A 14,131-nucleotide genomic window follows, 5' to 3' on the forward strand; every position below is an offset into this window, starting at 1 on the left:
TTCAACTTTGACATTGAATGCGTTTTTTAATTATATACTTTGAATTTTTATCCTTTTAAACTTGCAGATAAATATTCTCTATTCATTCTGGCAATATTTTCAAGAGAAATTCCTTTTGGACATTCTACTTCACAAGCTCCAGTATTTGTACAGTTACCAAAACCTTCTGCATCCATTTGAGCAACCATGTTCATTACACGGTCAGCAGCTTCAATTTTACCTTGTGGCAATAAAGCAAACTGAGACACTTTTGCAGAAACAAATAACATAGCAGATGAGTTTTTACAACTCGCCACACAAGCTCCACAGCCAATGCATGTAGCTGCATCAAAAGCTCTGTCAGCATCATGTTTAGGAATAGGAATTGTATTGGCATCTATAGTGTTTCCAGATGTGTTTACAGAAATAAACCCACCAGATTGCTGGATTCTGTCGAATGCACCTCTATCAACAACTAAATCTTTAATTACCGGGAAAGCTTTTGCTCTAAACGGCTCGATAAAAATAGTGTCTCCATCTTTAAATTTACGCATGTGCAACTGACAAGTCGTAACCAAACGGTCAGGACCGTGCGCTTCACCATTGATATACAAGGAACACATTCCGCAAATTCCTTCGCGACAATCATGATCAAATGCAACGGTATCTTCTCCCTTTACGATTAACTCATCGTTCAAAATGTCAAGCATTTCAAGAAAAGACATATCTGGTTCAATTCCGTCAATTGGATATTCAACTATTTTTCCTTCTGCAGCGGCATTTTTCTGACGCCATATTTTTAATGTAAGTTTCATTTTTTTTGTAAGTATTAAGTATTAAGAATTAAGTATCGAGACTTTTCTAAATACTATTTATAACTTCTTTGAACTAGTTTAACATTTTCGAATTTCAACTCTTCTTTGTGCAACACTGCATCGCTAGGATTACCTTTGTATTCCCATGCTGCAACGTATGCAAAGTTTTCATCGTCACGTTGTGCTTCACCTTCTGGTGTTTGATACTCTTCACGGAAGTGACCTCCACAAGATTCATTTCTATGTAAAGCATCTTTAGCAAACAACTCTCCCAATTCAAGGAAATCTGCAATACGAAGTGCTTTAGCCAGTTCAGTATTGAAACTATTAGCTGTTCCAGGAATTTTCACCTCTTTGTAAAATTCTTCTCTAATTGCTGCAATTTCACTTTGTGCTTCAGTTAAACCTTTAGCATTACGAGCCATTCCAACTTTGTCCCACATGATTTTTCCTAATTTCTTATGGAAGTAATCCGCTGGTTTAGAACCGCCGTTATTCATTAAAGCTTCAATCTGTTGCTTAACATTATTCTCAGCTTGTTCAAATTCTGGAGAATCTGTAGAGATAGTACCCATTTTAATATCTGGCGCTAAATAATCTCCAATTGTATACGGAAGAACGAAATATCCATCAGCTAAACCTTGCATCAATGCAGAAGCTCCTAATCTATTCGCTCCGTGATCTGAAAAGTTAGACTCTCCAATAGAGAAACAACCCGGAATTGTAGTCTGTAAGTTATAATCAACCCAAGTTCCTCCCATCGTGTAGTGTACAGCTGGGTAAATCATCATAGGTGTTGAATATGGATTCTCATCCACAATTTTCTCATACATCTGGAACAAGTTACCATATTTATTAGCCACAACTTCTGTACCTAATTTCGTAACCAAAGCCTTATCATTCTCGTCTAAATGCTTTAATCTGGCTTGATCCACTCCGTATCTTTCAATTGCCGCAGCAAAATCAAGGTAAACAGCTTCTCCCGTTTTATTAACACCAAAACCGGCATCACATCTTTCTTTAGCAGCACGAGAAGCAATATCTCTAGGTACTAAATTTCCAAAAGCAGGATATCTTCTTTCTAAATAATAATCTCTGTCCGCTTCTGCAATTTGAGTTGGTTTTAATTTCCCTTCTCTAATCGCCTTAGCATCTTCTAATTTTGCAGGAACCCAAATACGTCCGTCATTACGCAACGATTCTGACATTAATGTCAATTTTGCCTGATGATCTCCGGATACTGGAATACAAGTTGGGTGAATTTGCGTGTAACAAGGATTTGCAAAATACGCTCCTCTTTTGTGAATTTTCCACGCTGCTGTAACATTACTTCCCATCGCGTTAGTCGAAAGGAAAAATACGTTTCCGTATCCTCCTGAAGCAATAACTACGGCATGAGCAGAATGTCTTTCGATTTCTCCTGTAACCAAGTTACGAGCGATAATCCCTCTTGCTTTTCCGTTTACGATAACTAAATCCAGCATCTCGTGACGGTTGTGCATTTTTATTTTTCCACGACCTATTTGGCGATTCATTGCTGAATACGCTCCTAATAATAATTGTTGTCCTGTTTGTCCTTTAGCATAAAAAGTTCTAGAAACTAATGTACCTCCAAAAGAACGGTTGTCTAATAATCCACCATATTCACGTGCAAAAGGAACTCCTTGAGCTACACATTGGTCAATAATATTTGTAGAGACCTCAGCCAAACGGTGAACGTTTGCTTCACGGGCGCGGTAATCTCCTCCTTTTACAGTATCGTAAAACAAACGGAAAGTTGAATCTCCATCTCCTTGATAATTTTTTGCAGCATTAATTCCCCCTTGTGCAGCAATAGAGTGCGCACGACGTGGTGAATCTTGAAAACAAAATGCTTTTACGTTATATCCTAATTCTGCTAAAGTTGCAGCAGCAGAACCTCCAGCTAAACCTGTACCAACTATAATTACATCTAAATTACGTTTGTTAGCAGGGTTTACTAAATTAATATGATCTTTATAATTTGTCCATTTGTCCGAAATTGAACCTCCTGGAATTTTTGAATCTAATGCCATTTATAATTTAATATTAATGATTAAAATGATGAAATAATGCAATGAAAATGAAACCAAAAGGAACTACAATTGCAAAAGCATATCCTAATTTATGTAATGATCTTGAATATTTATTATTGAAACCTACAGATTGGAAAGAAGAATTGAAACCGTGCCATAAGTGAAGCGATAACAAAACAAACGAAACACAATAAATAGCGGTACGAACCGGACTAACGAATTTATGTGTTAACTCCTCAAAATATCTAGTTTCGTTAAGCGGATTAACATCTACATATTTATACACCATTTCCGGAACCCAAAAATCGTAAAAATGTAATAGAATAAATGCAAGAACCACTAAACCACTAACAATCATATTTCTTGAAGCCCAAGAAGAGTTAGCCGCTCCGTTATTCTTAGCATACGAAATTGGTCTGGCACTATTATTTTTGATTTCCAAAACAATACCCATCGTAAAGTGAAAAATAACACCGACAATAAGGATTGGCTGGATTACAAACTGAACCAATGGATTATTTCCCATAAAATGAGAAATAGAGTTAAAAGTATCAGGACTAAAAACCGAGGTACTGTTTATAAAAAAATGTTGTGCTAAAAATAAAATTAAGAAAAGTCCAGAAAGCGCCATAGCGACTTTTTTTGCTATCGATGACTTTAATAATGCAGATTTTGCCATAGGAATTTGTATGAATTAATTTAAAAATCATACAAAAATAGAGCAATTAGTAATGAACTACAACCTTTTCGCTATAATTTATAATGATTTTAAAGTGTTAAACACCAGAACTTAACAATTTGCTAAAAATCAATACTTAAGACTCTATAAGCCTGTAATTTAGTTAAACAAAAGTCAATAATTATGAAAATAAACTAATCTGCGGTATAACAATAATACTTAGAAATTCCGACTAAATTTATCAGATTAATAATTTTGGTCGTAATTAAATTTCATATTCTTATAAGATTAATAAACACACTTTTAAAGGTCATTAAAAAATTGTCATCAAACTCCTAAATTTTATTTTTAAAAGGAAATTTTTATGAGCAAAGCAGGAATTGACACCACCGCTTTTACCAATAAAAGCACCAATAATTCGCATTTAAACTTTCGGTTTTTTTTATTTACAACGCTAACTGAATTTTGCCATGTATTGCTGCACAATTAAATCCGTATTTTCGTTGCGCATTTTTTGCTCCAGTTGAATTGGCGGCGAAGCACGTTCCAAACAATTTTTAACGGCACAAGTTTCACAGGTAACCCCGACAATCTGTTTCTTAAGTGAATCATTCTCGATAAACTTGAATTTTTTCTTCATTCCCGGTGTAATCAATATTCCTACCGAAATACTACGGATACAATCTACTTTAAACGGATCCGGTGTTGCGGATGAAAAAACAAGATATTCATTTTTGCTATTTTCGTAACTGGAGATTTGCGCATCAAAAAAATGATTTTTATTTTGCTTCAATGATTGCTCTATCGTACGTATGGAAACCCATCTTCGGCAGTAATGTTCATTCATTTCATTCGCGTGCGGTTCCTGCTGGTTCGTGATATGCAATTCCTTTTTTATCTGATACGTATCCGTTCCTATCTGATGGGACAATCGCAGGAAAAAGAGATTTTTCAACTGAAAATCTTTTGGTAAAATATTAGTCAGCCTCTGGTAGAATGATTCTGGAGAAACATTAAATCCGCTCATCAAAGCAATCATTTCTTGAGGTTGTGGATCTGTTTTAGACAAAAATAAATTTAGTTCGTCAATCAGTTTCTGCCTTGGAATCAGCAACGCTCCCGCAAAATAAGATGCGTAAAAATTATTCAGTACCTGGTCAAAATTATCAAACTTAATCCAACTGAACGTATATAACCTTTCGGTGATTTCAAGATAATTATATGCAATTTCTTTGGCCAAGATAAATGCCTTTTGAGGTTCATCAATATCTAATGAAAGTAACAATGTTTTACTTTTTGGCACAAAAATCGATCTCAAATCCCCCAATTGTTCTTGCTCCGAAAAAACGAGTTCTTTTATCGTATACCCATATTCTTCAATTAAAATGGCCGTGAGTTCTTCAATCGAAATTTTGGCCTCAATATTCACGTGAAAAGCTTTGGAAAACTGCAACACTTTCTGTTCTAAATCTTCAAAATAGTTCGTATGTGCTTCTTGGTACGAACGCAACGACGCCAAAAAGAAACTCTCTCTTGTCAAATTATAATGTTGCGCAATCTCAATAATCGTACTGATAAACGCATTGACTTTTGCAGGTGCATTAGCAATAATGTCGATAAGATCGTTTTCCTGAATTCCGAAAATCTCCAGAGGAATCTCTTTTAAAATTCCCGATTTTAAAATTTCTCCAATGGGCGCCAGATTATTATCCAGCTTCAACGACACCATATTATCATAGGAAATATCGAGTTTTTCGGCTAACAGAATAATTTTATCCGTTTTTGGATATTTTTTCCCTTTTTCAATTTCGTTTAAATACGATTTTGAAAGGTCTGTGATTTTTGCCAAACCAAATAGTGACAGATTCTTATTAGTGCGAGCCTGCTTGAGTTTAAGCCCAAAAATCAACTTGATATAATCCTTTTCTATGTTCATATCTCAAAGATAAGCTAAAAAATATTTACGCCAAAAAAAATATTTTTCATTTTTAGCGTACGTTCGCTTGTTTTGTAAAAAACTTTTCGTAACATTGTCATGTAAAACATATTAACCATGAAAGCAAATACCGAAATAACCGAAAAATCGTTACAGTTTTCCAATGAAACGAAAGAGTATTATCCAGAAATTTTGACGGATGAGGCCATTAATTTTATTACAGAACTTCACGAGCGATTCAATGCCAAAAGACTTTTGTTATTAGACGAAAGAAAAAAACAACAGGATTTATTCGATCAAGGTGTCTTACCAACTTTTCCTGCTGAGACCAAAAGCATCAGAGAAAGTAATTGGGTAGCAGCGAAAACACCTGAAGATTTATTAGATCGAAGAGTCGAAATAACCGGTCCAGTCGATAGAAAAATGGTCATTAATGCATTGAATTCGGGTGCAAAAACATTCATGGCTGATTTTGAAGACAGCACTTCTCCTACTTGGAGCAACTTAATGACAGGACAGCAAAACCTGAAAGATGCGGTAAATAAAACCATTGCTCTTGAAGATACTATAAAGAATAAAAAATACAGTCTGAACGAAAAAACTGCAGTACTGCTTGTTCGTCCAAGAGGATTGCATTTGCCGGAAAAAAATATTTTGATTAACGGAGAACAAACTTCAGGATCACTAATTGACTTCGGATTATATGCTTTTCACAATCATAAGCAACTTATTGAAGATGGAACGGCACCGTATTTTTACATTCCAAAACTGGAACATTATCTGGAAGCAAGATGGTGGAATGAAGTTTTCGAATTTACTCAGGAATATTTAGGCGTAAAAAACGGAACATTCAAAGCCACGGTTTTAATCGAAACAATAACTGCCAGTTTTCAATTAGACGAAATTATTTTTGAACTGAAAGAGCATATTGTAGGCCTGAATTGCGGGCGATGGGATTACATTTTTTCTTACATAAAAAAATTAAGAAAAAACCCAGCTTTCATTGTTCCTAATAGAGATCAGGTGACGATGACTTCTCCATTTATGAGTGCGTATTCCCAATTAGTTATTCAAAGATGCCACAAACGGAATATTCATGCAATTGGCGGAATGGCGGCGCAAATTCCAATAAAAAACAACGAAGAAGCTAATAAAATTGCTTTCGATAAAGTAATAGCCGACAAAGAACGGGAAGTAAAAAATGGTCATGACGGAACTTGGGTCGCACATCCGGATTTAGTTTCACTTGCAATGACAGTTTTTGATAAATACATGCCAACCAAAAACCAAATTCAGGTAAAAAGAGAGGACGTACACGTTACCGAAAATGATTTGCTCGAAACTCCAAAAGGAACCATTACCGAGGAAGGTGTTCGAAAAAACATTAGTATTTCCGTTCTATACATCGCTTCATGGCTTAACGGACAAGGCGCTGCAGCATTGCACAATTTGATGGAAGATGCTGCTACTGCTGAAATTTCGAGATCACAATTGTGGCAATGGTTACAAAACGAAGTCGTTTTGGACAATAAAAAAACATTAAATACCAATTACTATCATCGTATAGCGATGGAGGAATTTGAAAAAATCAGAAAGCTTGTTGGAGATGAAAATCATGAAAAACAAAAGTACAGATTAGCGGAACAATTATTAGATATTCTAGTCGTGAACGACAATTTTATCGAATTTTTGACCATTCCTGGATACAAATACATTTAAAAAACCAATTACAATCCCTATTAACAAACAACCAAAAAAAAAGAAAAATGAAAACTACAGAAACAAGAATTCAAGAATTAGTTACCGACTGGATTACGAACCCAAGATGGAATGGCATTGAGCGACCTTATACCGCTGAAGAAGTGGTAAAATTGCAAGGTTCGTATCAAATAGAACATAGTGTTGCCAGAATTGGAGCGAATACTTTATGGAATAAACTAAATTCTCAGGATTTTGTAGCCGGACTGGGTGCGCTTACCGGAAACCAAGCCATTCAAGAGGTAGAAGCAGGATTAGATGCTATTTATTTGAGCGGTTGGCAAGTTGCCGCTGATGCAAATGTGGCTGGCGAAATGTATCCTGATCAATCTTTATATCCTGCGAACAGTGTACCGTTAGTGGTAAAACGAATCAATAATGCGCTTTTGAGAGCAGACCAAATACAAGTAGTAAACGGAACTGCTGACAAAAAAGAATACTTAGTTCCTATTGTTGCTGACGCCGAAGCTGGTTTTGGTGGAAACCTGAACGCTTTCGAATTAATGAAATCGATGATTGAAGCAGGAGCTGCCGGAGTTCACTTTGAAGACCAATTGAGTTCTGCTAAAAAATGCGGTCACTTAGGAGGAAAAGTATTGGTTCCTACGCAAGAAGCCATCAATAAATTGATTGCGGCTCGATTAGCAGCTGACGTAATGGGAACACCAACAATTGTTGTTGCCCGTACAGATGCTGATGCAGCTAACTTATTGACTAGCGATATTGACCCAAGAGATGCTAAATTCATCACGGGTGAAAAAACTGGAGAAGGTTTTTTCTATGTAAATTGTGGTGTGGAGCAAGGAATTGACAGAGGATTGAGTTATGCGCCTTACGCTGATTTAATTTGGATGGAAACCAGTAATCCAGATCTTGATTACGCAAGACAATTTGCTGAAGGAATTCACGCAAAATTCCCAGGAAAAATGTTGGCTTACAATTGTTCGCCTTCTTTCAACTGGGCTGCAAAATTATCCGTTGCTGAAATGGAAACATTCCGCGAAGATCTTGCTGCAATGGGATACAAATTCCAATTCATCACATTGGCAGGATTCCACGCATTGAATACGAGTATGTTCGAATTGTCTAAAGCTTACAAAGAAAGAGGAATGGCAGGCTATTCTGAATTGCAGGAAAGAGAATTTGCTTTGCAAAAACACGGTTTCAAAGCGGTTAAACACCAAGGTTTCGTAGGAACTTCCTATTTTGATGCGGTACAAAACACCGTGACAATTGGGAAATCTTCTACAACTGCGATGAAAGATTCTACAGAAGTAGCACAGTTTTAAACGAAATAGCAACCATAAAAAAAACACGATTTCAGATGGAATCGTGTTTTTTATTTTTAAAATAAAAAGACTTTCTATTTTGATTCAATAATTTCAAGATCAGTAACTACTTTCTCTTTTCCTTTTTGAATACTTATTTTATTAACTGAAATTGGAAGGTAATAGTTGCCGTTTTTAGCTGGTTCCAATTTCAGTTTTTTGTCTTTATTTTTCCAATTGTCAGCTGTTGCTTTACTTATGGAAAGATCATAAACATGTTTATTCAACCCTTTTTCAGCTTTTACTTTCTGAGAATAAACGACTTCTTTTAAACTGTTTTCAATTTGCAAAAGCACTTCTGAATCCCCATTCGAATAAAACCAAATCTCTGCTTTTGGCTCTGAAGCTTTAGCCCAAGAACTCCAACTGTTACCCCATTCTCTTGATTTTTTTATCTTTTTAAGCTCAAAAATATGAAGATTTTCCGCTACCACTTTATCATTCAGTTGTTGCACTTGATCCAAGTTAACTTTATAAATCGAACGTCCATGAGTTCCCACCACTAAATCTTTTGCTTTCTTTTGAATCACTAAATCGTGAACCGCAACGTTCGGAATTCCGCTAGAAAAATCATACCAAGTTGTTCCTTTATTTAACGAAACGTACAATCCGTTATCCGTTCCCAGATATAAAACATTCTCATTTACATTATCCTCAACAATTACATTCACTGGACTTGCAGGCAAATTATTGGCTATATTTTTCCAGGTCTGACCAAAATCATCCGACATATTCACATAACTAGTGAAATCATCATTTCGATATCCGTTTAAAGTTGCATATACTCTTTCTTTCTTATGTGCCGAAGCCACGACTCTGGAAATCCAACGATTCTGAGGTAAATTTCCCGAAATTTTGTTCCAAGTTGCACCGCCATCTTTCGAAACATGAATCAATCCATCATCACTTCCCGTGTAGAGCAAACCAAACTGCAAAGTGCTTTCGCTGATAGCAGCAATGGTTCCAAAAGCCACATTTCCTTCCTTCGCTCCTTGCGTCAAATCAGGCGAAATCGCAGTCCAAGTTTGCCCTTGATTCATCGAGCGATGCAAGAAATTAGATCCCATGTATAAAATATCTTGGTTGTGCGAAGACAATAAAATAGGAGTCTGCCAGTTGAATCGGAATGGTTTCTCGTCCTTTTTTGGCTTTGGCGAAACATACTCTCGTTTGTTAGTCGCACGATCAATTCTGTAATAATTCCCAAATTGAAACCCTGTAAAAACGATATTCGGATTTCTTTTATCGATTTGAGTTTGCATTCCGTCTCCACCCATCAAATTTTCGTACGGATATTTTCCGGTTTGGTACCATTCTGAGGAATATTTGTAAGTGCTTGGTCCAACCCAAACGCCATTATCCTGCATCCCGCCATAAATATTATACGGTTCTTGCTCATCTACATTCACTGCATAAAACTGACTTACGGAATGCGAATTGCTTTTTACCCAATGCGCTCCATCATCATACGAAATGTTCAAACCACCGTCATTTCCATTAATTAAATGTCCGGATTTATTTGGGTTCACCCAAACTACGTGATGATCTGCGTGAACATTTTCTTCGCTTATGGAAGTGAATGTTTTTCCGCCATCATTTGATTTGATAATCGGCACACCCGATAAATAAATTTTATTCACATCGTTTGGATCAACAGAAATGACACTGAAATAATACCCGTACGAATAAAAGAAATCATCAATGAAATCTTGATGAGTCTTCGTCCAATTTTTTCCTCCGTTACTTGATTTGTATACTTCGGCTCCGATAACTTCTGTTTCCGCTAAACTATTTATCGCATCCAGAACTACTTTTGCAGCTTCGTTAGGTTGCAAATAGCCGTTTTGAACCCAGTGTTTGATATTTTCAGCTCGGTATTTTTCGGTTAAACCGTAATTCTTTAGAATAGAATTCAGACTTTTATTGGGTAATTTCAAGAATTCGTCTCCCGGCATAGAAAATGCAATCGGCAACGAATTGCTTTTTTTAGATTGCAACGGTCTTTTAAATTGGTTATCCAAAACAGCATACACATTTTCATCATCATACACCGCTAAACCAATTCTCCCAACGCCTTCACCAACAGGAAATCCACTTTCAGCATTCGTAAAAAGTTTCCATGTCAATCCTGCATCTTCACTCTTATAAATTCCCGAAGTAGCACCGCTTCCTATAAAATCCCACGCTTTTCTGTCTTTGCTCCATGAAGCCGCATATTGAACCTTAAAGTTTTTTGGCGAAACAGCCACATCAATAATCCCGGTTTCATCGTCGATATAGAGAGTTTTACTCCACGTTTTTCCGCCATTTGTCGTTTTATAAATTCCTCGTTCTTCATTTTTAGAATACAAATGACCCACTGAGCCCACAACAACTTCATCTGGATTTGATGGGTTTATGAGTATTCTGCTGATGTGATGGCTGTCGTGCAATCCCATATTTTGCCAAGTCTTCCCTTTGTCTTCGGATTTCAAAATTCCAATTCCGGCGTAAGACGAACGGGACGAATTCACTTCGCCAGTTCCTACCCAAATCGTTCCTCGTTTCCAGTCTATCGCGATATCACCCACATTTTGCGTAGGCGCCGCATCCATAACCGGCGAAAAACTCATCCCATTATTATTCGTGTACCACAGTCCGCCCGAAGCATACCCCAAATAAAATTCGGTTGGATTTTCCGGATTTACATCCACATCCACCACTCTTCCGCTCATCACCGTTGGCCCAACATTTTCGAAAGTAACCTGCTGAAAAATCGATTGATTTTCCATTTGTTTCTTGGCTTCCAATGATTGCTGAATCGCTTCCGCAGAAACTTGTCCCCAAGAGACACTTTGGACTATGAAGGCAGAAAAGAGTACTATTTTTTTCATAAAATCTGATTTGAATTGGAAAATTAATCATAAAAATAGTTATCTAAAAATTTTATAGTGTAATTAACATCCGTTTCTCTCAAAGTTAGTATTTTTGAATAATCAATATAAAAAATAAGAATTGTATAATGTTATTTATGTTTATCCATAAAAACGCCCATTAAGATTGCATTTTACTACAATTAAATAAAAAAATCAACACATGAAATACCACCAAATTGACCGAGATTTATTTATAAAAAATAGAGCAAAGTTCATGGCTCAGATGAAGCCAAAAAGCATTGCCATCTTCAATTCTAATGATATTTATCCCGTTTCCGCCGATAGTACTTTGCCGTTTGCACAACACCGCGACATCTTTTACTTAAGCGGAGTTGATCAGGAAGAAAGCATTTTATTGCTTTTTCCGGATGCGCCATATGAGCACCAAAGAGAAATGGTTTTTTTGAAAGAAACCAGCGAACACATTGCCATTTGGGAAGGTGAAAAACTGACTAAGGAGCGTGCTTTTGAAGTAACAGGAATCAGAACCGTATATTGGTTACAGGAATTTGAGAAAGTTTTGTTCGAAATGATGACGCATGCTGAAACAATTTACATCAATACAAATGAGCATTACCGTGCTACCGTAGAAACTGAAACACGCGAAGCCCGTTTTGTAAAATGGTGGAAAGAGAAATATCCGGCACATACTGTTGCAAAAAGTAACCCGATATTGCAACGCCTTCGTTCTGTAAAGGAAACCGAAGAATTGGATTTAATCCAAAAAGCCTGTAATATTACTGAACTTGGTTTTAGACGATTATTGCCTTTCGTGAAACCAAACGTGACCGAATACGAAATCGAAGCCGAGTTGATTCATGAATTCATTCGCAACCGTTCCAGAGGTTTCGCTTACACGCCAATTATCGCTTCCGGAAACAATGCCAATGTGTTGCACTACATCGAAAACAACCAACAATGCAAAGCCGGTGATTTGATTTTACTAGATGTTGCGGCTGAATATGCCAATTATTCCAGTGATATGACGCGTACCATTCCCGTTTCAGGTAAGTATACCAAAAGACAAAAAGAAGTATACAATGCTGTTTTAAATGTAAAAAACGAAGCTACAAAAATGCTGACTACAGGAACACTTTGGAAACAATTCCATATCGAAGTAGGGAAATTAATGACTTCTGAATTGCTAGGTTTGGGTCTTATTGACAAAGCCGATGTGCAAAACGAAAACCCGGAATGGCCCGCTTATAAAAAATATTTCATGCACGGAACTTCCCACCACATGGGATTGGACACGCACGATTATGGAATCCTGACCGAACCAATGCAAGCCAATATGGTGTTCACCGTTGAGCCTGGAATTTACATTCCTGCTGAAGGTTTCGGAATCCGTCTGGAGGACAACATCATCGTTCAGGAAAGCGGCGAACCATTCAACATGATGCGCAACATCCCAATTGAAGTGGACGAAATCGAAGAATTAATGAACAGTTAATTCCTTAAATACATACAACCAAATCGGTTTGCAGCAATGTGAACCGATTTTTTTTGGGCGCAACCCAACCTCCGTAAACTCCGGCTGCGTCGGGCTATTCGCTGCAAGTCCTCGTCTCGTCCAAAAAGACTAGACTGTGGGCTTTCCGCTATTATCCCTTGCGCTTCAACGAGAATATCTGTAATTCCAAAATTCATCTTAAAGCTGTAACTTTATAATCACCTTTCCGACTAATTTAAAAAACTTAAAACACAGAAATCATGCAAGCACACGAAATAGACTACCACATTTACGGCGAGGAAATGCAATATGTGGAAATAGAACTGGACCCACAGGAAATTGTAATTGCCGAAGCGGGAAGTTTTATGATGATGGACAATAATATCCAAATGGAAACCATTTTTGGAGACGGCTCTGGGCAGGAAAACGGATTATTTGGTAAACTTTTAAGCGCCGGAAAAAGAGTGCTTACAGGCGAAAGTCTTTTTATGACAGCGTTCATCAATCAAAACAATACCAAAAGCAAAGTTTCATTTGCATCGCCTTATCCAGGGAAAATTATCCCAATTGACTTAACACAATTTGGCGGAAAATTCATTTGCCAGAAAGACGCTTTCCTTTGCGCTGCCAAAGGTGTTTCTGTGGGAATTGAATTCTCTAAAAAACTCGGTCGTGGATTGTTTGGTGGCGAAGGTTTCATCATGCAAAAAATAGAAGGCGACGGTCTGGCGTTTGTACATACCGGGGGAACATTGGCCAAAAAAGAATTAGCAGCAGGCGAAATCCTAAAAGTCGACACCGGCTGTATTGTTGGTTTTACCAAAGATGTGGATTATGATATTGAGTTTATTGGTGGCATCAAGAATTCTATTTTTGGTGGCGAAGGTTTATTTTACGCCACACTTCGCGGTCCGGGAACAGTTTACGTGCAGTCCTTGCCTTTCAGCCGACTTGCTGACAGAATCATCGCATCGGCTCCAAGAGCTGGTGGAAACAGTCGTGACGAAGGCAGTTTATTGGGCGGATTAGGAAGTTTGCTTGATGGAGACAGACGATTTTAAATTTTATAAACGGCTTTCAGAAATGGAAGCCGTTTATCAACCATATAAGTCATGTAAGCAAATAGAGGTAATGCTTAAATGAACTTAAATTCCTTATATGGTTAAAAAACACTTTTTGTTAAAATATTTTTTCAATTTCACTTTGTACTTTTT

At 37.0% G+C, this 14,131-nt stretch carries 9 protein-coding genes; 4 read left to right on the top strand and 5 right to left on the bottom strand.

The genetic code is table 11. From position 1 onward, the window contains the following. Positions 1-47 precede the first annotated feature (47 nt). From IWX80_RS04575 to IWX80_RS04590, 4 genes are all read right to left on the bottom strand, one after another. Entirely contained in the window at positions 48-794 is a 747-nt protein-coding gene (locus tag IWX80_RS04575) for a succinate dehydrogenase/fumarate reductase iron-sulfur subunit (protein WP_196852334.1), read from the bottom strand. A gap of 53 nt (positions 795-847) precedes the next feature. Continuing rightward, entirely contained in the window at positions 848-2,848 is a 2,001-nt protein-coding gene (locus tag IWX80_RS04580; RefSeq protein ID WP_196852335.1) for a fumarate reductase/succinate dehydrogenase flavoprotein subunit, read from the bottom strand. Between the two features lie 13 nt (positions 2,849-2,861). Continuing rightward, positions 2,862-3,527 (bottom strand): succinate dehydrogenase cytochrome b subunit, encoded by a 666-nt coding sequence (locus IWX80_RS04585; RefSeq protein ID WP_196852336.1) that lies wholly within the window; start codon positions 3,525-3,527, stop codon positions 2,862-2,864. A 454-nt stretch (positions 3,528-3,981) separates the two neighbouring features. Further along, on the bottom strand, positions 3,982-5,463 hold the full coding sequence (locus IWX80_RS04590; protein ID WP_196852337.1) for a helix-turn-helix domain-containing protein: 1,482 nt from the start codon (positions 5,461-5,463) through the stop codon (positions 3,982-3,984). 117 nt (positions 5,464-5,580) lie between these two features. Between IWX80_RS04590 and aceB the strand changes: the two genes are divergently transcribed. Then, on the top strand, positions 5,581-7,182 hold the full coding sequence (gene aceB / locus IWX80_RS04595) for a malate synthase A (protein ID WP_196852338.1): 1,602 nt from the start codon (positions 5,581-5,583) through the stop codon (positions 7,180-7,182). Between the two features lie 47 nt (positions 7,183-7,229). Further along, positions 7,230-8,510 carry an isocitrate lyase gene (aceA, locus tag IWX80_RS04600; protein ID WP_131990435.1) on the top strand — a complete coding sequence of 427 codons (1,281 nt, stop codon included), beginning with the start codon at positions 7,230-7,232 and terminating at the stop codon, positions 8,508-8,510. Between the two features lie 74 nt (positions 8,511-8,584). Here the strand turns inward: aceA and IWX80_RS04605 are convergent, their stop codons facing one another. Beyond that, positions 8,585-11,422, bottom strand: coding sequence for a glycosyl hydrolase (locus IWX80_RS04605; RefSeq protein WP_196852339.1), 2,838 nt, complete (start codon positions 11,420-11,422; stop codon positions 8,585-8,587). Between the two features lie 202 nt (positions 11,423-11,624). Between IWX80_RS04605 and IWX80_RS04610 the strand changes: the two genes are divergently transcribed. Together IWX80_RS04610 and IWX80_RS04615 are read left to right on the top strand one after the other, a co-directional pair. Continuing rightward, positions 11,625-12,917 carry an aminopeptidase P family protein gene (locus tag IWX80_RS04610; RefSeq protein WP_196852340.1) on the top strand — a complete coding sequence of 431 codons (1,293 nt, stop codon included), beginning with the start codon at positions 11,625-11,627 and terminating at the stop codon, positions 12,915-12,917. A gap of 260 nt (positions 12,918-13,177) precedes the next feature. Continuing rightward, positions 13,178-13,978, top strand: coding sequence for a TIGR00266 family protein (locus IWX80_RS04615; protein WP_196852341.1), 801 nt, complete (start codon positions 13,178-13,180; stop codon positions 13,976-13,978). The last annotated feature ends 153 nt before the right edge of the window (positions 13,979-14,131 follow it).

The sequence above is a fragment of the Flavobacterium sp. CAN_S2 genome, assembly GCF_015752255.1.
GTDB lineage: Bacteria > Bacteroidota > Bacteroidia > Flavobacteriales > Flavobacteriaceae > Flavobacterium.